Here is a 21,393-nt window from a genome sequence, read left to right as displayed (position 1 = left end):
AATCTTGTATTGAAAGCAGGCTGCTGGGTATCGGTTGTAGACCCGACTCCACAGGAGGTAAGGGAGCTTATAGAGGATTACGGTCTTGACAGCGGATTTGTAAAATCCTCGATAGATGAGGAGGAGTCGTCACGTATCGAGCGTGAGGACGACCAGACCCTTGTCATCATAGATACTCCTGTATCTGCAATTGATGACGACAAGACCAAGAATTTCTATACCCTTCCAATGGGCATCATAGTTAACGACGATTACGTTTTCACTATCTCTATCAGAGAGACACAGATACTCAATGAAGCCGCAAGAGGCGGCATACGCAATCTCAGACCTGATTTCAAGACAAGATTCGTGCTCCAGCTTCTTCTCAGGATAGCAGCACTCTTTCTTACCTACCTGAAACAGATAGATAAGATATCATCTGCTGCCGAGCAGGAGCTCCACGACGCTATGAAGAACGAGCTTCTCATGCAGCTTCTTGCACTTGAAAAGTCACTGGTATATTTTTCCACTTCACTCAAAGCCAACGAAGCAACTATCGAGAAGATATTCCGCGGCAGAGTAATAAAGCTCTACGATGAAGATCAGGATCTTCTTGAGGACGTTCTTATCGAGATGAAGCAGGCAATCGAGATGTCGAGTATATACACGGGTATCCTGTCCAGTATGATGGACGGCTTCTCATCAATAATCTCGAATAATCTGAACCTTGTAATGTGGAGACTTACTATCGTCACCATAGTTCTTCAGATTCCGAACATCATGTTTGCTTTTTACGGTATCAATACAGGAGATATACCGTTCAACTATACATGGGTCGCGCTTGCACTTACGGGATTTCTTACGATAGTAACAGCGTTCGCGCTGCTTAAATGGAAGAAGAAATAAAAAATGCCATGAACGTTATTTCGTTCATGGCTTTTCTGTTTTATCCAATTATATCCTTACTGAAAAGGCGCATTACATCGAGTTTCAGCGGTCGGTTCTGTGGCTTTTCAAGCAGCGGATCATCTGCAAGGAGCTCCTTTGCGCAGGTCTGAGCACGGTTCATAAGCTCCATATTGCAGGCGATATCCGCTATTTTCAGCGGCGGCAGACCGTGCTGAGCATTGCCGAAGAAGTCGCCCGGACCTCGCATTTTCAGGTCCTCTTCCGATATTTTAAATCCGTCGGTAGTCGAGGACATTATCTTCATACGTTTTACGCAGTCCTCGGTGGTATTATCAGTAATAAGGATGCAGCTGCTCTCGAAGCTTCCTCGGCCTACTCGTCCGCGGAGCTGATGAAGCTGAGAAAGACCAAATCTTTCAGCATTTTCAATGACCATTACAGCGGCGTTCGGCACGTCAACTCCGACTTCCACAACGGTAGTGCAGATAAGCACCTGTATCTCGCCGCTGCGGAATTTCTCCATTACCTTGTCCTTTTCGGCAGCCCTCATCTTTCCGTGAAGAAGAGCGGTAGTGTAGCCTTTAAGGTCGCCTTTTGCAGCCTCCTCGGCGTAAGTCTTTACGGCGAAAAGCTCGCTTTCGCTGTCCTCTATCATGGGGCATACAACGTAAGCCTGTCTGCCCTCGTCAAGCCGCTCGCGTACAAAGCCGAATGCACGGCTGCGGAGCTTTCCTGTGACCGCGTATGTCTTTACAGGCTTTCGACCTTTTGGAAGCTGAGTTATGGCGGATATATCAAGGTCTCCGTAGATGATAAGTGCCAATGTACGGGGGATAGGAGTTGCGGACATTACCAGCTTATGGGGAGCATCGCCCTTTTCGGCGAGAGCTGCTCGCTGAGCCACACCGAATCGGTGCTGCTCATCGGTGATAACAAGTCCCAGAGACTTATACTCCACATCTTTCTGTATTATGGCATGAGTACCAACGATAACATCGATCTCTCCTGCTGCTATCTGCTCGCGTATGGCAGCCTTTTTCTTTGCAGTAGTCGAACCTGTCAGCAGGCACACCTTTACACCGAAAGGTTCAAGGAAGCCGCTGAGAGTGCTGAAATGCTGCGATGCAAGTATCTCCGTAGGAGCCATAAGCGCGGACTGCACACCGTTCTGTGCGGAAAAATAGCAGGCTGCGGCTGCAACAGCAGTCTTGCCGCTTCCCACATCGCCCTGCAAAAGCCTGTTCATGGGGACATTTCTGCAAAGGTCGGATACTATTTCCGAAACAGCCTTTTTCTGGTCGTCGGTGAGCTCAAAGGGCAGTCCTTCCGTGAACGCGCTCACATCAACGCTGCTGTCCATTTGAAATGCTGTATTTCTGCGGCTTCTGGACTTCATAACAGACATACCTATCTGTAGTTTGAGAAGCTCGTCAAAGGCAAGTCTGCGTCTTGCTGTTTCGGCAGTAAGCTCGCTTTCGGGGAAGTGTATATTTTCAAGTGCCCACATAAGGGGACAGAGGTCGTATTTTCTTAAAATATCGTCAGAAAGTGTCTCAAATGGCTCATTGCGCATAAGTTCAAGAGCCTGCCGCATATTGGTTCTCACCATATTTACGGAAAGCCCCTGAGTAAGGTGGTATTTAGGCTGTATCAGTACCTTTTCATCGGCGCGGATATAAACAGGGGAGCTTATCTCCTTGCGCAGGAACGTACCTGCCACCTTGCCGTACATATAGTAAGTCTCGCCCTCTTTGAGAGCCTGAAAATAATACACGTTGTTATATACAACTATCAGTATATCATTCAGTCCGTCGGTAGCAGCGGCTTTGCAAATGACAAGTCCGCCTTTTATGCGCTGAGGCGGCATTTTCTTGTATACCGTCAGTTTCAGCACATTATAGTCACCGAGGACAGCCTGAGCAACAGGCACATGAGTGCGGAAGTCGAGGTAGTCTCGGGGGATGTGATATATAAGCTCATAGGGCGAGTTTATGCCGAGTTTGCGGTACTTTTCGCCGCGAGCCTTTCCGACGCCCTTTAGGTATTCGATTTCGCTGAAAAGAGTAGTGGGCATAAGCTGCTCCTTAAAAAGAATTATGGTAAACGACTAAAATACAAACAGAAAGGGCGGACATAAAGTCCGCCCGATGATCCAAACCAATTATCTCTGCTCACAGATAAGCTTGATAGCGGTTCTCTCTTCGCCGTCGATCTGGATATTAGCAAATGCAGGAATGCAAATGAGATCAATACCAATTGGTGCAAGATATCCCCTTGCTATAGCTATAGCCTTGATCGCCTGATTTGCCGCACCCGCACCTACTGCCTGAACTTCAACAGCCTTCTGTTCTCTGATAACGCCGGCAATAGCTCCGGCAACAGAATTAGGTGATGAGTGTGATGATACTTTCAGAATTTCCATTACAAAATAACCCTCCTGTTAAAAATATTTGTACGATAACTATGTCTTATATGCCTTAAGGCTATTCTATTGTACAATTGTATTATACCCTATAAATGGTAAAAAAGCAAGTACTTATTGCAAACTTTGTAGACTATCTTATAATTATTCTTTCTGTTTTGTGCGATTTGCCACTTTTTTCATCAAATTCAGTTATTGTTCCACAAAGAAAGCACGGACTGTCCGCCTCAATGAAGCGAACAGGCATACGAAAGCGGAACATATTGATAACTGAGGCGAAATCCACACCGAGGCAGGAGTCTTCAGGACCTGTCATGCCCACATCGGTAATATATGCGGTATGACCGCCTAATATACACTCATCTGCGGTCTGTACGTGTGTATGAGTGCCGAAAACGCCGCTTACCCTTTCGGTAAGATAATGACCCATAGCCTTTTTCTCGGAAGTAGCCTCCGCATGGAAGTCCACAAAGATGTTCGGGGTATCTATTTTACTAAGTATCTCGTCTATCTTGGTGAACGGATTATCCAGCGGCTCCATAAGGGCAGTACCCATCATATTGATAACGGCTACAGAGTACGCTCCCATGTCCAGTATGCGGTATCCGCTTCCAACACAGCCGCCCTCGGGGTAATTTGCAGGGCGCACCATGTATTCCTCGTCAAAGAGTTCAAGAGCTTCCTTGCGGCGGAAAGCGTGATTTCCCGTAGTTATGATATCCGCACCTGCTCTGATTATCATTTCCGCAGAAGCACGGGTTATACCGTTGCCCTGTGCGGAATTTTCTCCGTTTACGACAGTTATGTCTATATTATTTTCGTGTTTTATGCTGCTCAGCTTTGCCGAAAGGAATTCACAGCCTGCTTTTCCAACGACATCGCCGATAAAGAGTAGTTTTTTCATATTTCTCCCATTACTTCTTGCCTGTTTTCTTTTTGCCGCTGAGGTCAGTATCGTATGAGATACCTGTACCCTGTAGGCTTACGGTAGCCTTTTTCTTGTTATTTACGGTAACTTTGACCTTTTTGCCCGCTATTGTCGGACCGTCAACGGATATGCTGCCGCCCTTCTTGTTTTTGTTGAACTTCAAAAAGCTGAATATCTTGAAGCTTTTTCTGAAATGAAATCCCATAGTAGACCTCCCTTTTTAGCTGTCAGTCTGACGGTAAATAGTGATGACCGCCGAAAATTCGCATTACATCTTTATTATAATACCACAAAACTCGCCTATAATCAATACAAATATTATATTTTTTTAATATGATAAGTATTTTTCCTAATATAATTTTTTATAGGTATTGTAAAAAGCAAAAAAGTGTGGTATAATCAATAGGATAGCGGTCATTATCAGACTGCATTTGCATTTTAACAAAAGGAGTGATGATCCATGGTAGGCTTTGAAAATCATATCGGAAAGATCACTATTTCTGAAAACTATCTCGTTGAGATCGTAAAACACGCAGTTGTTGACTGTTTTGGTGTTGCAGGCGTATGCAACGTGACAACGTTCCGTTCGGCAGTATCTGCACTTACAGCAGGCAAGGCGTTTAGAAAGAACAAGGGAATACTGCTCCGCACCGACAAGGACGGCGGACTTATCATAGATCTCCATATCAAAGTGACATACGGCACTAATATCAATGCCGCTGTAAAGAGCATCACTCATAAAGTCAGCTTCGCAGTTGAAGAAGCTGCGGGTATAGATGTACACAAGGTCAACGTATTTGTTGATGATATGAACGCATAAGCGAGCAGTTTTTACTGCATACAGAATTGGAGGACTTTACTGTGATACACGGTTCTTTACTCAGAGACGCTGTTATCTCCGCTGCAATAACTATCAATAACAGAAAGCGCGAAGTCGATGAGCTCAATGTTTATCCTGTTCCCGACGGCGATACAGGTACAAATATGTCGATGACAATAGGCAATTCCGTTGCCGAACTCAAGAGACTTGACTCAAAGGCTCCCGTATCTGAGGTAGCTTCCACAGCAGCTTCGGCATTTCTGAGAGGTGCAAGAGGAAACTCGGGCGTTATACTTTCACTTATATTCAGAGGCTTTTCAAAGGGACTTTCAGGCTGCACAGAGGCAGGCTGCGAGAATTTCGCAGACGCTCTGCAATTCGGCGTAGATGCAGCATACAAGGCTGTAATGAAGCCTGTTGAGGGTACTATCCTCACTGTCGTAAAGGCAGCAGCTGCAAAGGCAAGAGAGATAGCAGCTGAGACTAATGACGAAGTTACTTTCTGGCAGGAAGTCTGCAATGAATCTGAGGCTGTGCTGGAAAAGACTACGGATATGCTCCCACAGCTTAAAAAAGCAGGCGTTGTGGACGCAGGCGGCAAGGGACTCTGCATTATATTCAGAGCTATGACAGATGTATTCGCAGGGGGCAAGATAGCCGAGCCTTCTGAGTCGGCAGCTCCACAGGACAGCTCCAATGACTCTTTCAGAACAGCCGTAAGCGAGTATGATGACGATATAACATATACATACTGTACCGAGTTTATGCTGGAAAAGAACGATAACTGTCCAGATGTATCAAAGCTTCGCGCATATCTTGAAACTATCGGCGACTGCGTGGTAGTCGTTGATGACGAAAAGATAATAAAGGTACACGTTCACACCGATAATCCGGGCAATGCTCTTCAGAAGGGACTTGAATTCGGCTACTTTATCAACGATCCGCGTCCAAAGATAGAGAATATGCGTATCCAGCACGAAAACAAGGTCAAGGACGCACAGGCTGCACAGGAGGGACTTACTCCTGCCGAACCCGAAAAGGAATTCGGCTTCGTTGCAGTTGCAGCAGGTCACGGTCTTGAAGCTATGTTCATGGATCTTGGTGCCGATGTAGTCGTAAAGGGCGGACAGACAATGAACCCGTCCACAGACGATATACTCCGTGCAATACTGAAAACACCTGCAAATACAGTATTCGTGCTCCCGAACAATAAGAATATCATCATGGCAGCAGAGCAGGCTGTAAAGCTCACAGACAGAAAGGTCTGCGTGCTCCAGACAAGGACCATACCTCAGGGTATAGCTGCTATGCTGGCATTTGACGAGAGTCGTTCTCTCAACGAGAACCGCATAGATATGACAAAGGCATTCGAGAAAGTCTCAACAGGTCTTATCACCTTTGCGGCAAGAGACTCCGAGTTTGAGGGACACCAGATAAAAGAGGGCGAGATACTGGCTCTTGACAACGGCAAGCTCTCATTCACAGAGCGTGATATAAACAAGGCTACATACAAGCTTGTAAAGAAGCTCTCAAAGGGCGATGTGAGCTACGTTACTCTTATCCACGGCGCAGATGTTCCCGAGGAGAATGCAGAGGAACTTCAGAAGTTCATACAGTCCAAGCTCAGCGACAAGATAGAGGTAATGCTCGTAAACGGCGGTCAGCCCGTATATTACTACATAATCTCAGTTGAATGATGGAAAGCTCCCGAAAAACGGGGGCTTTTTTGTCTGCAATCGCAGTTTTTAAACGATTATACTAACAGAGGGATGATCGGTTAAAAACTGCGTTTTTTTGTTCAATAATCATTATTTGCTGAATGTTGGACGCAAGTGAATTCTATGCCCGTAAATATTGATTTGTTGACCTTTATATGTTATAATAATGTTGTAAAGATTTTCTGGTAAAGGATGGTCTTGTATCATGTCTAAAAATTATGATGTTATTATAGCAGGCTGCGGAGCAGCAGGACTCTATGCGGCTATCAATCTGCCCAAGGAGTTGAATATACTCATACTCTGCAAGCGTGATCTTCCGCTGTGCAATTCTTCACTTGCTCAGGGCGGTATCGCAGGTGTGTATAATTCTCCTTCGGATAATATCCAGTATCATCAGAATGATACTCTTATTGCAGGAAGCTTCAAGAACAACGTGGACGCTGTTCATACTCTTGTAAGTGAGGCTGCACAGGATATCGAGCGTATCATCGAGCTTGGCGTTGAGTTTGACAAAAATCCCGACGGTACTTATCACCGCACTCTCGAGGGCGGTCACAGCCACCACAGAATATTCCACCATGCCGATGCTACAGGCAAGGAGATAACTACCACTCTCCTTGAAAATGTTCAGAAGCTCAGCAACGTGACCATAATGGAAAACACAATTATGTGCGGTGTGAAGCAGACAAAAACAGGCTATTCTGCATTTCTCAGACTGCCTGATGATTCATATGAGACCTGCAACTGCCACTTTATGATACTTGCAACAGGCGGTATCGGCAGAGTTTACCAGTTTACGACCAATTCTGCTATCGCAACAGGTGACGGTATCACCTTTGCATACGAAATGGGTGCTAAGATAAAGAACCTCAGCTATGTGCAGTTCCACCCGACAGCTTTCAACAATCGTGCTACACGCGAGTGCTTTCTCATTTCCGAGGCTGTACGCGGTGAGGGAGCATATCTGCTGAACTGCAAAAAAGAGCGTTTCATGCACAACTATGACGAGCGTCTGGAGCTTGCTCCGAGAGATGTTGTATCTCACGCTATCATACTTGAATCGCGCAAACAGAATTCAACGGATTTCTATCTTGATATAAGCTATAAGGACAGCGAGTTCCTCAAGAACAGATTTCCGATGATATATAAAAACCTTCTGGAGCAGGGCTATGACCTTACAAAAGAGCCTGTTCCGATATTCCCGTGTCAGCACTACCTCATGGGCGGCATTGATGTTGACAACAATTCCGAAACAAGCCTTCCAAATCTCTATGCCTGCGGCGAGTGTTCGCATACAGGAGTTCACGGAAGCAACAGACTTGCAAGTAATTCGCTCCTTGAAGCACTTGTATTCTCACGCCATGCTGCAAACAGCATAGCATCAAGAGCTGCGAATGCACCAAAGGACTTTGAAGAGGCAGAGTTTGATCCGCATCAGGGAAGTCCGCGCATACCTAAGGGAGTTCGTACAGAGACAAGAAAGATACTCCAGAACTGCTATTTTGTCATTCCTGATAAAAAGGCAGCAGCAGAGGGCTTCAAGCGTGTAAAGGAGATACGCGAGGACCTTGTGAACGGCGGTTATTTCGTAGACGCTGATTACGTGCTTGCAAAGTCTATCGTTACTGTTGCTTATATCATACTTGGCGAGGTAATGCAGTAATAACGTTAGTATAAAAATATCAATGGGGGTGATATTATGAAAAAACTGAGAGTTTTTGAAGCAGCTGTTGTTTCGGCTACTGTAATGGCATCAAATTCTGCGGCTTTTCATGCTGAAGCTGCGACAGCTCTTATTCGTGGGGATCTTAACCGTGATGACAGAACTTCTGTAAGCGATATGGTGATACTTAAAAATCACCTTCTCGGACGGTACGGTCTTAACGATACACAGCGGATAGCTGCTGATATCAACGGTGACTGTACCGTGGATTCGCTCGATCTCTCAGCACTTCAGGATATCATTCTCTCTAATAAAACTCTGCTGCCGAAAGGCACATGGATAGCCGACCAAGCAGGCTCAAAGCGTTATTTCAGCTTTGGTGAGGGCACAGGTACGGTGATATATCCAAACGGCAGCAGCGAGGATTTCACTATCGGCTCGGAAGAGGATATCCTTGCGATAAAAATGAGCAGATCGGGCAAAGAGGATAACGCATTTATCACATGGCAGAATGATAATGCCTTTGTCCTCAAATGGGACGACGGTACAGCTGAAACATTCAGATTTTTCAGCTATAATGCAGTAAATGCAAGTGAGATGCTCAGCGGTAAATGGGTGACCAGTGCAGGCAGGAACTTCGAGATAAGCGGTCTTAGCGGAAAGGTCACGGACAAGAGCGGCAATATAAACCGTTTTGAGTATGCTCCCGACGGAAAGAATATCGTTTTCCACATGGGAAGTACTGATAATAATACCGAGGGAACTATAGTACATACCGATTCCATGCACTTTACAGTAACATGGGCAGACGGCACGAAAGAGACCTTTACACGCCGCGAGATAGAGGTAAAGAACGGAATTACCTATGTAAACGGCATACTTATCGCAAATAAGACCTATTCTCTGCCGTCCGCATACGATCCGGGCAAGATACTTCCCGAGGCGCAGTCTGCTTTCGATACAATGGCTGCCGATGCTTCAAAGGCAGGATATAAATTAACTATCTGCTCGGGTTATCGTTCATATTCATATCAGAATCAGCTCTATAACGGCTATGTTGCCCGTGACGGCAAGGCTGCTGCGGATACTTATTCCGCAAGAGCAGGACATTCCGAGCATCAGACAGGTCTGGCTATGGATATAAACAATGCAAGCTCATCATTCAACGGTACTCCACAGGCTAAATGGATAGCAGCAAATTGCTGGAAGTATGGATTTATTATCCGCTATCCCGAGGGCAAGGAGAATATAACGGGATATATGTACGAGTCTTGGCACGTTCGCTACCTCGGCAAACAGCTTGCGAAAGAGGTATATGATTCGGGACTTACACTTGAAGAGTTCCTGTGTATAGACTCTAAATACAAATCATAATTTACGTTTGGCAGGGGCTCCTTTAGAACGTCCATTAAGGGAACGCCTTCTCTTGCAAGGCGTTCCCTCTTCAAAAACAGTCCACTGGACTGTTTTTGAATTCACCCTTTGCGAGGCGCTTTGTAACTGTGGGGCTTTACCCCACACCCCACCAGAGGCGCTGCCTCTGGACTTCGCCAAAGGAACACAGTCCCTTTGGAATCCCGTTCATGGGTTCGGCAACTTTATTTGAAAGGAACATTAATATGAAGCTTTTACAATGCTATGTTGACAATATAATCACAACTGCACTTATGGAGGACATAAACTACATTGACGCTGCTGCGGATAACCTTATTCCTGCTGACCACAGAAGCTCCGCTTACTACGTTGCAAAGGATTCGGGAGTTGTCTGCGGTATCGAGGTAGCTAAGAGAGTTTTCGACCTTGCTGGCGGAGATGTTGATTTCAAGATACTTCTCAATGACGGCACAAAGGTGCAGAAAGGCGATATCATCGCAGAGCTTGAAGGAAGTACTCTTACACTTCTTAAAGGCGAGAGAACAGCCCTCAACCTATTACAGCATATGTCGGGCATCGCTACTGCCACAAATAAGTGCGTGGAGCTGGTAAAGGGCACAAAGGCTGCTGTTACCGATACAAGAAAAACACTTCCCGGACTCCGTGCGCTTCAGAAGTACGCAGTAACTGTTGGCGGCGGAAAGAACCACCGCTTCAACCTTTCTGATGCGGCTATGCTCAAGGACAATCACATAGACGCTTACGGCGGTATAACTGCTGCTGTAAATGCACTCCGTGAGAAGATAGGTCATACTGTCAAGATAGAGGTGGAAGTGCGTACACTTGACGAGCTCCGCGAAGCTCTTGATACTAAGGTCGAGATAATCATGCTGGACAATATGAGCTGTGACGAAATGAAAGAGGCTGTTGCAATTGCTGACGGACGCGCTCTCCTTGAAGCTTCGGGTAATGTTACTGCTGAGAATATCCGCGCAGTTGCCGAGACAGGCGTGGATATAATCTCACTTGGTGCGCTTACTCATTCAGTAAAGTGCTTTGATATATCCATGAAGATCAAAAAGTGATCAGTGATTAGTGAATAGTGATCAGTAGGGAACGCCGTTTTGATATAGGGGCACACATTTAAGATGTTTTCGGAAGGATAACCATATCTTAAAACAGTTTTAGGGGGCAATCATAATGGAATTAATGTTCTGGCTTATGCTTACGATACCCATAGGCATATTTTTCATCTGTTTTGGCATTTACGCATGGAAACGAAAAAAGCCAATGTGGTTCTGGTCGGGGAAAGAGGTCAAAGAAAGTGAGATCTCGGATATCTCAGCCTACAACAGAGCAAACGGTATCATGTGGCTCTGTTTTTCTGCAATTTTCTGGCTGGCTGCTGTTCTGGGAGCTCTGAACTCAGAAGCAGCAGGTATAGTTATCATTGTCGGTTCGGTTGCAGGAATACCTTTGCTGTACCTTGCTTATCGGAAGATTTATTCCAAATATAAATGTAAATAAAAGTTATCGCCTGTAGTGTGAATTTTTACAGTACAGGCGGTTTGGTTTTTAATTCATTGTAGGTACGCCCTCTATAAAAGGGCATAAAAACGTGAAATTTCAATGTAAAACCATTGAATATCAGAATATATAAATATGACTTCTATGTTATGCATAAAAATCACCGTCTGCACTTGTGGAACATTCACAGTGCAGGCGGTTTTGTTTTTTTAAGGGACGCCCTCTCTTGCAGGGCGTCCCCTCTCAAAAAACAGTCCACTGGACTGTTTTTTGATTCACCCCTTGCGGTGCGCCTTCGTATTATTTCGCTGTTCTTTGAAAGCTGGGAACAGCGACCAGAGACGCCGTCTCTGACCTAACCGGTACGTCCCCTCTGTCGCTTTGCGACATCTCCCCATTTTATGGGGAGTCACTCTGCCAAAGGAACACAGTCCCTTTGGAATCCCGTTCATATTCTTGGTATATTAGTATTTCGGGCGGATACTATCCGCCCCTACAAGCGGCGCAGCCGCTTCCTAAAGGCTAATGGCTAAATATATGCATATTCATGCAAGCCTTGCACATAATACCGCTGAGGTGAGATGTATGGAAAAAGGAGGACTGCTGCCGTCACTTGATGACAGTATCAGGGAGATACGCCGTATTTCGGGCGGTTCGTCGGACTTGCTCATAAATCGTTTCGTTACAGGCGGCATACACTGCGCATTGGTCTGCTGTGAGGGCATGGTGTCAACATCAGTCATAACCGAGCTCATATTCGAGCCCATAACCGATATACCGCAGCAAAAGGAATCTCACGGACTGTTCCATTATATAAACGAGCAGCTTTTATTGTCCACTGACCGACCGCAGGTCAATGACTATGATACCCTTTTTAAGCTTGTTAATTCGGGATTTGCTGTGCTTATCGCCGAGGGTGTGGACTTCGGACTTGCTTTCGGAGTGCAGGGCTATAATTCCCGCGGAGTGCAGGAGCCCTCAGGCGAAGGGAATATCATGGGAGCACACGAGGGCTTTACGGAGACTATCCGCACAAATATGTCGCAGATACGGCGGAGGCTTAAAAGTCCCGAGCTGGTCATGGAGCTGTTCACCAAGGGCGAAAAGAGCCATACCGACCTTTGCTTCTGCTATATGAAAGACCGTGTGCCTAAATCCCTCATGGAAAAGGTCCGCCGCTCACTTGATGATGTTAAACTCGAAGCCATACTGACTACAGGATATCTGCGTCCATTCGTTGAAAACGGCAGCTTTGAGATATTCGACTCCACAGGTACTACCGAGCGTCCCGATGTGCTGTGTTCAAAGCTTATCGAGGGCAGGGTAGCCCTGCTTGTGGACGGAGTCCCCTATGCAATAGTGATACCGCGGCTGTTTTGTGAGAGCTTCCAGACACTTGACGATTACGCCTATAAGCCGTACTACGCGGTATTTATTCGCTGGCTGAAATATGCGGCTTTTCTTGCGGCAGTACTGCTGCCGTCCTTTTATGTGGCGATAGTGATGTATCACCCCGAATTACTGAACAGTACGCTGTTCATGCTTCTTGTCGAAGCCGAGAAAAAAGCACCGCTGTCCATATTGACAGAGGCACTTTTCGTACTGCTCATGTATGAGATAATACGGGAGGCAGGAGTAAGACTGCCTAAGCCCGTGGGCGGAGCAGTCAGTATAATAAGCGGACTTATCATCGGTGATGCGGCAGTTAATTCGGGACTTGTCAGCACTCCTCTGCTTACCATGACTGCACTTTCCGTGCTTGGCGGACTTGTAGTGCCCGAGCTTAATCCGCAGGTGACAGTGCTGAGGTTTGCTTTTGTGGTAGTCGGCGGTATACTGGGACTTTTCGGCATAAGTCTCCTTGCCTGTGCGGTGCTTGTGAATATATGTGCAACTGAGGATTACGGCTTTCCGTATACAGCTCCGCTGTCGCCGTTCAAAAGGAAAGGCATGGGTGACACGGCTGTGCGTATAGGCATGAAGAAAATGCAAAGCCGCGGCTTTACTGTGGAGGAATACCATGAATAGCATCTCAAAAAGTCAGCTGGCTGCACTTCTGCTCATAACGGATATGTTCGAGCTTTTTTGCTTCAGCGGCAATATGTCTCTTCAAACATTATACGGAGTTCTTGCAGGCATAGCCTTGCAGCTGCTTGCTGCACTGGTTCTTGCGGCAAAGGGGACTGAGCTGAAAAAATGGGCAGCTGTTTTTTATCTGGCGTATACGGTATTTTTCGGTGGAACGCTGTTTTCTGCACTCTGGCGGACAAGTGGTGCTGTATATATACCGTCCGAAAGCGGCAGCGGAGTCAGTGGACGGCTTTTAACAGCAGGACTTATCGCACTTGTGTGTCTTTACAGCTCGTCAACGGGAATAAAGCCTGTTGCGAGAGCTGCGGTGATCGCAGCAGCGGCAGGTATATTCTGTCTGGGGATAGATTTTGCAAGTGCGGTATTAAATGCCGAATGGGAGAATATTGCAGTTCCCGAAAAGAGTGGATTATTTTACGAAATTGCAAGAGGAACGGCTCTCAGCGGAAGTCTCGGAAGTATGGCGGTGCTGTCGGGAGCAGTAAAAGGGGAGCGTTCAAAGGCATTTGTGTGGTATTTTGCGGCAAAGGCGATAGTATCGGCTGTACTGATACTGACTGTGCTTGCTGTATCAGGCGGAATAATGTCCGTAACTCCTTTTCCTGTTATAACTGCGGTACAGCTGTCACAGCCCTTTGACGCGCAGCGCATAGACGCGCTGTTTCTGGTGATATTTGCAGTGTTTGCAGTCTTTTCTGCGGCATTGCAGGTAATGACAGGTGCATATCTCATCAAGCAGATATTTCCTCAGTTTGTGCGCTGGCGGAGCAGTACGGTCATCGTGCTTATCATAGGTGCTGCACTGATGATATCGGGACGTGAGCTGCTTATCGTACGCGCCTGCGCGGCAGCTGCCGCGCTGATATTCGCGCCCTATGGCGCGAAAAAATCCGCTGCATAAAGCAGCGGACAGGCGCGTATCAATTGCGGCTTTTTTTAATTCTGAGCTTTCGGAAGAAATCCGAAAGGATATCGGCACATTCTTTTTCCATGATGCCCCCTGTGACTTCGGGGCGATAATTGTACGGGAACTCGAACATTTTCTGTACAGATACGGCAGAGCCGCTTTTTACGTCGTATGCACCGAAGTAAACATTATCTATCCTTGAATTGATGATAGCTCCGCAGCACATGGGACAGGGTTCGAGAGTAACGTAGATAGCACAGTCGGGCAGCCGCCAGCCGCCGAGCTTTTTGCAGGCAGCGTCGATAGCTATTATCTCTGCATGAGCAAGTGCGTTCTTTGCAGTCTCGCGCATATTTCTGCCCTCGCCGACTATTTCTCCCGTAGTCTTTTTGACTACCACAGCTCCTACAGGGACTTCGCCCTCATCAAAAGCCATCTGAGCGAGTTCGAGTGCTCGCTGCATATATTTTTCCATTAAATCCACCTAAAAGAACATTTTTATACAAGCAGCCAGCAGACAAAGGCATACTATAGCAGGTACGGGGAAGCTTTTGCAGGCTATTCCCAGTCGCTGAGTGTCTGTATATTTAGAGTTGAATTCAGCGATATGATGCTCTTTCTTTTTCCGTTTTATAAGATATAGCATCATAACTCCTATTGCTCCTATAACGAATACAACGAGCATGAAAGTATTTCGTTTAAGGAATATCTTATCGGGAGAGCTGTCCTCAAGGAGCACAAGTGCGAGCCTGTACATCTTGAAGCATATCTGAACGAATATAGCTGTTATGATAGTTCCGCTGCGCAGCATACCGATAGAAGCTATTATCGAGATAAGTAAGGCAGCAGGAAGTTCGCGGAAATCCTGTACCAGAAGTCCAGACATAGCTGTTGTTATCGCAACAGCGAATACGTCGCCGAATTGTCTGAGCGCATTGAAAATAGCACCGCGGAAGAAAAGCTCATACAGCACGGATATGATAACGATATCGAATATAGTATACACAACGAACTGGTTCTGGCTCCATACCGAAGCATCGGCGTTTATGGAGCGGAAGTAGTTAAAGACCAGCATGGTTCTGTTGGTGTATATATTGGGCAGACAGGTAACGGTGCTTACTGCCAGCGTCATACAGATAGTTCCAAGCATATCAGAAGCATGATTGAGTGTGCTCATATACTCAAGTCTTGGGGGCATTCTGAGCTTCTTATGAAGATATACCGCAGGCACTAAGATCTTTACGCATGAAGTGACGATAAGAGCGGTTATTACCTGAAGGCTTCCGCCGTAAAGACCTGTACTGAAAAAAGAAGTGTGCAGGTCAAATCCGATGAAATCAAAAACAGATATTACAAGCTTACTGATGATATTATCTATGAGTATCCACATAAGCATAGCAATGCCGATGATGTTCATTACTCTGCCAATGCAGTCGCGCTCTGCTTTGGAAGCGGATCTGTTTTCAAATCCTTTTCCTTCAACAAAAACACTTTCCCTGCGGTCAAGTTCAAAATTGAAGGCATATGGATTATCTTTATCTTTTCGCCATTTTTTAAAATTATCGTTATAGGTCTGGTTCTGGGTCGAATAGTCAAATTGATCGACAACACTTATTATGGTATTTCCTGAGGTGTCAGTGAGTTTCATTGGCTCACCTCCTACAATTTCTCATTATAATAGTATCATATTTCAGCAGAGACAGTGTTGATATTTTAGATTGATAATTTAAACAATCTATGAATAAGGAGAGAAAATGAAGAAACCTATTTTGCTTTTGCCAGCGTTATTATTCGTTTTTTTAACAGGTTGTGCATCGGGGAAGATACACGAGAAAAGCTATCTCAGGGCAGCGGCTGTATCAGGAGAAAACGGACGTGATCTTGTGCTCGCTTTCTTTGATGATGATACAGTTGCCGAAGCATCGGGAGAGGATATGTGTGATGCTTTGAAAGCTGCCGCATTTAAGACAGGAAAGCCTGTTTTTACGGGATATACCGAGCTTATAATAACAGACGGTTCAGAGAGCAGGGAAAGACTCGTTCATGCGCTGAACGATTGGAAAGTATCGCCGTCATGTCTGGTCGTATATTGTGGTAATGGTGGAGAACTGCTGAAAGAAAGGGATACTGAAAAACTTATCGGTGCTGCGAAGCAGGCTGTAGAGCAGGGGAATGCTCCTGACTGCGATATAATAACAGTCCTGGGAAAGCTCTGCATCGGTCATACCGCTGAGATCGCCGAGCTGTATCCTGACGGTACAGCAGGCAGTCATATTATATATTAGTTCTGATGCCTTACTACGCCGTATTCGTCATCGAGACGGTAGTAGGGACATGAGTAATTAGTGCCCTGTAAGAAGCGATACATCTCGTCCTCATCGAGATTTATCATACAAACATAGCAGTCATAGTCGTCGTCATAGACATAGTTTGTACAGGTCTCACAGTTGGTGGCTTTTTTCTTCTTGTCCATGTGTCATATATCCTCCATGGAAAGAGTTGCTACAGCATTGAGACTTTCGTCTGCGGTTATTCCTGCAAGCAGGTTGTAGCTGCCCTGACAGGCTATCATCGCACCGTTGTCTCCGCAGAGCTTTTTCTCGGGCATATAGAACTCAAAGCCTCGTTCTGCACAGGCTTCGGACAGTGCTGCGCGGACTCCCGTATTGGCGGAAACACCGCCTGCGAGAGCCACTTTTTTATATCCGAGGGCTTCTGCCGCGTGGATAGTCTTGTCTGTGAGTATTTCGGAAATAGTCTTTTGCAGACTTGCGGCAAGGTCATCACGGTTTATGTCCGTGCCTTTCTGCTCGGCGTTGTGGAGCAGATTGATGACGTTTGTTTTGAGTCCCGAAAAGCTGAAATCAAACTCACTTCCCGCAACGGCAGGGTGAGGGAGCTTGAATGAAGCAGAGTCGCCGTTTTTAGCGGCATTGTCTATGTGTACTCCGCCAGGATAAGGAAATCCCATAGCTCTTGCGCACTTATCGAAACATTCTCCTGCTGCATCATCGTGAGTCCTGCCGACTACACGGAATTTCGTATAGCTCAGGACTTCTATGATGTGGCTGTGTCCGCCGCTTGCCACAAGGCAGAGGTAAGGCGGCTCAAGGTCAGGGAATGTAAGATAATTCGTAGCGATATGACCTGCGATGTGATGCACTGGGATAAGCGGCTTTCCGCAGGACATAGCCAGAGCCTTAGCAAAGCTGACTCCCACAAGGAGTGCGCCTATAAGTCCGGGGGCATATGTGACTGCGATGCCGTCAAGGTCGTCAAGACTGACATTTGCGTCATCGAGAGCCTTTCGTACCACTCCGAGGATATTCTCGCAGTGCCGTCGTGAGGCTATCTCGGGGACTACGCCGCCGTACTTCTTGTGCTCCTCTATCTGTGTGGATATGACAGAGGAGAGTATCTCGCGGCAGTCCTTGACTACGCTTGCGGCGGTCTCGTCGCAGGAGCTTTCAATTCCAAGTATAAGCATACTATATCTTCTTTCATTTATTAATACGGCATTTGCCGTTTACATATATGTTTATTCATAGGCGAACACTGTTCGCCCCTACATGGGTTCGTGTTATTTATTACGTAAGCCATACACGAGCAAGTGGCATTTTCTACAACTAAGCACTAATAACTAATCACTTGTCTCTGTTTAGCACCATAACGTCCGCGTCCTCAACGGGATCGTGGTAAAACCTCTTTCTTACGCCTGCCTTTACAAATCCGAAGCTTTCGTACAAAGAGATCGCGGCGAAATTTGAGCTTCTCACCTCAAGGGCTATATTCTCAACATCTTCGGGGATCATAGCTAAAAATGTTTCCATGAGCATACGTGCAACGCCCATGCGGCGGTATTCGGGAGCAGTAGCAACAGTAAGTATCTCGCCCGTATCTGCGGCTGTGAAGCCTGCTATAAGACCTGCAAGGCAGTCGCCGTCATATGCGGCAAGTACAATGCCGCCCGATTTGGCAGCTTCCGAACGGAAGTCCTCGGCAGACCAGCCTTCCGAGCCTACGCACAGCTTGTCAAGAGCGGAAAGCTCATCGTAATTTAATTGAAAATTGAGAATTGAGAATTGAGAATTATTCATCGGTTCTCACCTTATTTATGTGTATTCTTTATTGTGGACGCACATTGTGCCATAAACGATGTACGATTATCGTTTTTGATAAAAGTGAGCGAGTTTACGAGCGACAACGTGGCAAGGGTGCAGCGTCACGCTGCTTAGCCCTTGGCATCATACCATGAGTGTCCCTGATGAACGTCAACTGCAAGCGGTACTTTCATATCGTAAACGCCCTGCATCTCTTCTTTGAGAAGCTCCGCACACTTATCCGCGCATGATACATCGGACTCAATGATAAGTTCATCGTGTACCTGCAATATGAGCTTCGCGTCAAGCTTTTCAGCTTTCAGGCGATTGTATACGTTTATCATTGCTATTTTGATAAGGTCAGCGGCAGTTCCCTGCACGGGAGTGTTCATAGCGATACGCTTGCCTGCTGCCTGCAGCATCTTATTTGACGATGAAAGCTCGGGGATACGGCGTTTTCTGCCGAACATCGTAGTTACATAGCCGTTCTTGAAAGCATCGTCAACAGTAGTCTCCATGAACTGATTTACCTTCGGGTACTTCGCAAGGTAATCGTTGATATATTTCTTTGCCTTTGCAACGGAAGTTCCGATATCCTTTGCAAGGGAGAAAGCTCCGATACCGTAGATTATACCGAAGTTTACTGCCTTTGCAGCACTTCTCATCTCGGGAGTCACCATGAACAGCGGCATATCGAATACCTGCGCCGCAGTTGAGGTGTGTATATCCTCGCCCGAAGTAAATGCTTCGGTCATATTTTCATCGCCGCAGAGATGTGCCATAACTCTCAGCTCGATCTGGCTGTAGTCGGCATCAATGAGAGTTCTGCCCTCAGCGGCTGTGAAGAATTTTCTCATTTTCGCGCCAAGCTCTGTACGGACTGGGATATTCTGCATATTAGGCTCTGTTGAGCTTATACGTCCTGTACGTGTCTCAGTCTGTCTGAACCATGTGTGGATACGTCCGTCGGGAGCAACTTTGTCAAGAAGTCCTGCAACGTAAGTGGAGTTAAGCTTTGTGTACTGACGGTATTTCAGCACATTGTCAACGATAGGAGCATAGTTTCGCAGCTCTTCCAGTACCTCAGCGTTTGTGGAGTAGCCGCTCTTTGTCTTTTTCTTTGCAGGGAGTCCCATTTCCTCGAACAAGACTGTTCCAAGCTGTTTCGGTGAGGAGATGTTGAATTCGTGACCTGCCTCGTCATATACCATCTGCTGAGTTTCTTCTATCATCTCCGACAGGTACACTCCGAAGTCCTTAACGCCCTGCTGGTCGATGAGTATGCCGCAGTCCTCCATAGAAGCAAGGACTTCCGTAAGGGGCAGCTCTACCTTTTCGAGAAGCTCGGTCATGCCTTCTTTATCTATCTCGGCGCGGAGCTTCTTTACAAGTCCGTTCAGCGAGAGAAGCTCGGCAAGTTCGCCGTTTTCGCTGTAGTAGTGAACGCCGTACTCGGCGCAGAGCTTGTCAACAGCGTAGTCCGAAGCAGATGTATTCAGCAGATATCCGCAGATAGCTGCGTCACTTTTTATATTTTTCAGTTCACCGCCGTGAGCCATAGCCCAGCGGTAGTGTGCTTTTGCGTCATCGGTGGATTTATCACATTCCGAAGCGAAGAAAGCTGCAATAAGCTTTTCGTCCTCGGCAGTGTATACATTGTCGCCGCTGCGTACAGAGAGCTTATCATCGCGGAAAAGATACTCGCATTCGGTGAGCTTTGCAATGATATCCTCACTGAGCTGGCTAACCTGCGCATTTATGACAGGTGCTTCCTCTGCCTTGATTTCGGGAGCAGAGTTAGTGCCCTCAGTAGCACTTATACCAAGTTTGTCAAGGAGCTTGAACATCTCAAGGTCTGAAAGCATACGGCTCACAGCCGCTGTATCGGTCTCGCCGATTTTGTAGCTTTCAAGGTCAGTATCTATGGGAGCATCGCGGACTATAGTTGCCAGCCATTTGCTCTCCTTTGCGGAGTCAGCTCCAGCGGCAAGCTTTGCCTTTACGCCCTTTGTAAGTGAGGAGTCCTCATATTTTTCGTAGAGAGTCTCAATGCAGCCGTACTCCTTTATAAGTGAGGAGGCTGTCTTTTCACCTATGCCTGCAACTCCTGGGATATTGTCGGAGCTGTCGCCCATAAGAGCTTTAAGGTCTATGAGCTTTATGGGCTCGAATCCGTAATCCTCATTGAACTTTTCGGGAGTATAGTAAATATTCTCCTTATTTGTAGCGAGTATGACAGTTACCTTGTCGTCGATGAGCTGCAAGCTGTCGCGGTCGCCTGTGAGTACATAACATCCATTTCCACTGTCAGAGCAGAGCTTGGAAAGCGTACCCAGTACGTCATCAGCCTCGTAGCCCTCACATTCCACTACCTTTACGCCCATAAGACCGAGAAGCTCTTTTACTCTCGGCAGCTGCTCTGCGAGCTCGGGCGGCATACCCTTGCGGTTAGCCTTGTAGTAGGATACAGCCTTGTGTCTGAATGTGGGAGTGCGCAGATCAAAAGCAACAGCCACCGCATCAGGTCTGACATCGCTTATGTTGCGCATATATATATTCATAAAGCCGAATATGGCGTTGGTGAATTCACCTTTTTTGTTTGAAAGCAGCTTTATACCGTAGAATGCACGGTTAAGGATACTGTTTCCGTCTATAGCGAGAAGTTTCATGGCAAGCTCCTTTTTCAGCTGTCAGCCGTCATTTTTTCGACTGAGAGGATAAGACTGACAGTTCTATACATATAGCACTCTTTATTATATCACACATTTATAATTAAATCAATGACTATGAAAAAGATTTTGCATTTTTTTGCGAAAAATCGGAAAAGTGTGCAAAAATTGCTGTTGCAGAGTCGGACTGAGACATGATCGGGGCTGTCACAGCATGCCAAAACTGACAAAAATATAACAAAGTTCCTTTTTTTATATATCACAGCAACGGTTTGCCGCCGATTTC

20 protein-coding genes are annotated in these 21,393 nt (G+C 46.4%); 10 read left to right on the top strand and 10 right to left on the bottom strand.

Annotated features, from left to right (window positions below):
* Positions 1-9 precede the first annotated feature (9 nt).
* The gene (locus tag QZZ41_RS12080) at positions 10-885 is read left to right on the top strand and encodes a magnesium transporter CorA family protein (protein ID WP_295072445.1); all 876 of its coding nucleotides are present in this window, start codon (positions 10-12) and stop codon (positions 883-885) included.
* 40 nt (positions 886-925) lie between these two features.
* Here QZZ41_RS12080 and recG read toward each other — a convergent pair whose 3' ends face one another.
* The 4 genes from recG to QZZ41_RS12060 form a co-directional block, all read right to left on the bottom strand.
* Positions 926-2,962, bottom strand: a complete 2,037-nt coding sequence (gene recG, locus QZZ41_RS12075; protein WP_295072440.1) for an ATP-dependent DNA helicase RecG — start codon at positions 2,960-2,962, stop codon at positions 926-928.
* Positions 2,963-3,049: 87 nt separating this feature from the next.
* The gene (locus QZZ41_RS12070) at positions 3,050-3,310 is read right to left on the bottom strand and encodes a stage V sporulation protein S (protein WP_009984312.1); all 261 of its coding nucleotides are present in this window, start codon (positions 3,308-3,310) and stop codon (positions 3,050-3,052) included.
* A gap of 133 nt (positions 3,311-3,443) precedes the next feature.
* Positions 3,444-4,214 carry a TIGR00282 family metallophosphoesterase gene (locus QZZ41_RS12065; protein WP_295072435.1) on the bottom strand — a complete coding sequence of 257 codons (771 nt, stop codon included), beginning with the start codon at positions 4,212-4,214 and terminating at the stop codon, positions 3,444-3,446.
* A gap of 10 nt (positions 4,215-4,224) precedes the next feature.
* Positions 4,225-4,443 (bottom strand): DUF4236 domain-containing protein, encoded by a 219-nt coding sequence (locus QZZ41_RS12060; protein ID WP_295072432.1) that lies wholly within the window; start codon positions 4,441-4,443, stop codon positions 4,225-4,227.
* Positions 4,444-4,698: 255 nt separating this feature from the next.
* Here QZZ41_RS12060 and QZZ41_RS12055 point away from each other — a divergent pair, with 255 nt between their 5' ends.
* From QZZ41_RS12055 to QZZ41_RS12020, 8 genes are all read left to right on the top strand, one after another.
* A complete protein-coding gene (locus QZZ41_RS12055; protein ID WP_295072429.1) occupies positions 4,699-5,058 on the top strand; it encodes an Asp23/Gls24 family envelope stress response protein in 360 nt (119 codons plus the stop codon).
* 41 nt (positions 5,059-5,099) lie between these two features.
* Entirely contained in the window at positions 5,100-6,755 is a 1,656-nt protein-coding gene (locus QZZ41_RS12050; RefSeq protein WP_295072426.1) for a DAK2 domain-containing protein, read from the top strand.
* 226 nt (positions 6,756-6,981) lie between these two features.
* Complete coding sequence (locus tag QZZ41_RS12045) at positions 6,982-8,439, top strand: FAD-binding protein (protein ID WP_295072423.1); 1,458 nt, start codon at positions 6,982-6,984, stop codon at positions 8,437-8,439.
* A gap of 36 nt (positions 8,440-8,475) precedes the next feature.
* A complete protein-coding gene (locus tag QZZ41_RS12040; RefSeq protein ID WP_295072421.1) occupies positions 8,476-9,813 on the top strand; it encodes a D-alanyl-D-alanine carboxypeptidase family protein in 1,338 nt (445 codons plus the stop codon).
* Between the two features lie 245 nt (positions 9,814-10,058).
* Positions 10,059-10,898 (top strand): carboxylating nicotinate-nucleotide diphosphorylase, encoded by an 840-nt coding sequence (gene nadC / locus QZZ41_RS12035; protein WP_295072419.1) that lies wholly within the window; start codon positions 10,059-10,061, stop codon positions 10,896-10,898.
* 115 nt (positions 10,899-11,013) lie between these two features.
* On the top strand, positions 11,014-11,340 hold the full coding sequence (locus tag QZZ41_RS12030; protein ID WP_295072416.1) for a hypothetical protein: 327 nt from the start codon (positions 11,014-11,016) through the stop codon (positions 11,338-11,340).
* A 585-nt stretch (positions 11,341-11,925) separates the two neighbouring features.
* Positions 11,926-13,368: a spore germination protein gene (locus tag QZZ41_RS12025; RefSeq protein ID WP_295072413.1), complete on the top strand. Its 1,443-nt coding sequence runs from the start codon at positions 11,926-11,928 to the stop codon at positions 13,366-13,368.
* Entirely contained in the window at positions 13,361-14,332 is a 972-nt protein-coding gene (locus tag QZZ41_RS12020; RefSeq protein ID WP_295072411.1) for a hypothetical protein, read from the top strand. Before QZZ41_RS12025 ends, QZZ41_RS12020 begins: the two co-directional genes overlap by 8 nt.
* Positions 14,333-14,351: 19 nt before the next feature.
* On the opposite strand, the gene QZZ41_RS12015 is transcribed toward QZZ41_RS12020, so the two are convergent.
* Together QZZ41_RS12015 and QZZ41_RS12010 are read right to left on the bottom strand one after the other, a co-directional pair.
* Positions 14,352-14,813, bottom strand: a complete 462-nt coding sequence (locus QZZ41_RS12015; RefSeq protein ID WP_295072408.1) for a nucleoside deaminase — start codon at positions 14,811-14,813, stop codon at positions 14,352-14,354.
* Positions 14,814-14,822: 9 nt separating this feature from the next.
* Entirely contained in the window at positions 14,823-15,986 is a 1,164-nt protein-coding gene (locus QZZ41_RS12010) for a CPBP family intramembrane glutamic endopeptidase (protein WP_295072405.1), read from the bottom strand.
* A gap of 106 nt (positions 15,987-16,092) precedes the next feature.
* On the opposite strand from QZZ41_RS12010, the gene QZZ41_RS12005 reads away from it, so the two are divergent.
* A complete protein-coding gene (locus QZZ41_RS12005; RefSeq protein WP_295072402.1) occupies positions 16,093-16,623 on the top strand; it encodes a hypothetical protein in 531 nt (176 codons plus the stop codon).
* Here QZZ41_RS12005 and QZZ41_RS12000 read toward each other — a convergent pair.
* The 4 genes from QZZ41_RS12000 to polA all read right to left on the bottom strand — a co-directional run bounded on the left by QZZ41_RS12000 (position 16,620) and on the right by polA (position 21,107).
* The gene (locus tag QZZ41_RS12000; RefSeq protein ID WP_295072399.1) at positions 16,620-16,811 is read right to left on the bottom strand and encodes a DUF6472 family protein; all 192 of its coding nucleotides are present in this window, start codon (positions 16,809-16,811) and stop codon (positions 16,620-16,622) included. The genes QZZ41_RS12005 and QZZ41_RS12000 overlap by 4 nt on opposite strands.
* A gap of 3 nt (positions 16,812-16,814) precedes the next feature.
* Positions 16,815-17,825: a tRNA (adenosine(37)-N6)-threonylcarbamoyltransferase complex transferase subunit TsaD gene (gene tsaD / locus QZZ41_RS11995; protein WP_295072396.1), complete on the bottom strand. Its 1,011-nt coding sequence runs from the start codon at positions 17,823-17,825 to the stop codon at positions 16,815-16,817.
* A 157-nt stretch (positions 17,826-17,982) separates the two neighbouring features.
* Positions 17,983-18,435, bottom strand: coding sequence for a ribosomal protein S18-alanine N-acetyltransferase (gene rimI, locus QZZ41_RS11990; RefSeq protein WP_295072393.1), 453 nt, complete (start codon positions 18,433-18,435; stop codon positions 17,983-17,985).
* A 134-nt stretch (positions 18,436-18,569) separates the two neighbouring features.
* Complete coding sequence (polA, locus tag QZZ41_RS11985; RefSeq protein ID WP_295072391.1) at positions 18,570-21,107, bottom strand: DNA polymerase I; 2,538 nt, start codon at positions 21,105-21,107, stop codon at positions 18,570-18,572.
* Between the last annotated feature and the right edge of the window lie 286 nt (positions 21,108-21,393).

The sequence above is a fragment of the Ruminococcus sp. genome (assembly GCF_016283395.1).
The sequence above is the reverse complement of the archived record's forward strand: the minus strand, read 5'-3'. Positions and strand labels throughout refer to the sequence as shown.

Coding starts and splice junctions, on each gene's coding strand:
- QZZ41_RS12005 (WP_295072402.1), top strand. CDS start 16,093: ATGAAGAAACCTATTTTGCTTTTGCCAGCGTTATTATTCGTTTTTTTA.
- QZZ41_RS12010 (WP_295072405.1), bottom strand. CDS start 15,986: ATGAAACTCACTGACACCTCAGGAAATACCATAATAAGTGTTGTCGAT.
- rimI (WP_295072393.1), bottom strand. CDS start 18,435: ATGAATAATTCTCAATTCTCAATTCTCAATTTTCAATTAAATTACGAT.
- tsaD (WP_295072396.1), bottom strand. CDS start 17,825: ATGCTTATACTTGGAATTGAAAGCTCCTGCGACGAGACCGCCGCAAGC.
- QZZ41_RS12020 (WP_295072411.1), top strand. CDS start 13,361: ATGAATAGCATCTCAAAAAGTCAGCTGGCTGCACTTCTGCTCATAACG.
- QZZ41_RS12070 (WP_009984312.1), bottom strand. CDS start 3,310: ATGGAAATTCTGAAAGTATCATCACACTCATCACCTAATTCTGTTGCC.
- QZZ41_RS12045 (WP_295072423.1), top strand. CDS start 6,982: ATGTCTAAAAATTATGATGTTATTATAGCAGGCTGCGGAGCAGCAGGA.
- QZZ41_RS12065 (WP_295072435.1), bottom strand. CDS start 4,214: ATGAAAAAACTACTCTTTATCGGCGATGTCGTTGGAAAAGCAGGCTGT.
- QZZ41_RS12025 (WP_295072413.1), top strand. CDS start 11,926: ATGGAAAAAGGAGGACTGCTGCCGTCACTTGATGACAGTATCAGGGAG.
- QZZ41_RS12040 (WP_295072421.1), top strand. CDS start 8,476: ATGAAAAAACTGAGAGTTTTTGAAGCAGCTGTTGTTTCGGCTACTGTA.
- QZZ41_RS12055 (WP_295072429.1), top strand. CDS start 4,699: ATGGTAGGCTTTGAAAATCATATCGGAAAGATCACTATTTCTGAAAAC.
- QZZ41_RS12015 (WP_295072408.1), bottom strand. CDS start 14,813: ATGGAAAAATATATGCAGCGAGCACTCGAACTCGCTCAGATGGCTTTT.
- QZZ41_RS12030 (WP_295072416.1), top strand. CDS start 11,014: ATGGAATTAATGTTCTGGCTTATGCTTACGATACCCATAGGCATATTT.
- QZZ41_RS12000 (WP_295072399.1), bottom strand. CDS start 16,811: ATGGACAAGAAGAAAAAAGCCACCAACTGTGAGACCTGTACAAACTAT.
- polA (WP_295072391.1), bottom strand. CDS start 21,107: ATGAAACTTCTCGCTATAGACGGAAACAGTATCCTTAACCGTGCATTC.
- QZZ41_RS12060 (WP_295072432.1), bottom strand. CDS start 4,443: ATGGGATTTCATTTCAGAAAAAGCTTCAAGATATTCAGCTTTTTGAAG.
- recG (WP_295072440.1), bottom strand. CDS start 2,962: ATGCCCACTACTCTTTTCAGCGAAATCGAATACCTAAAGGGCGTCGGA.
- nadC (WP_295072419.1), top strand. CDS start 10,059: ATGAAGCTTTTACAATGCTATGTTGACAATATAATCACAACTGCACTT.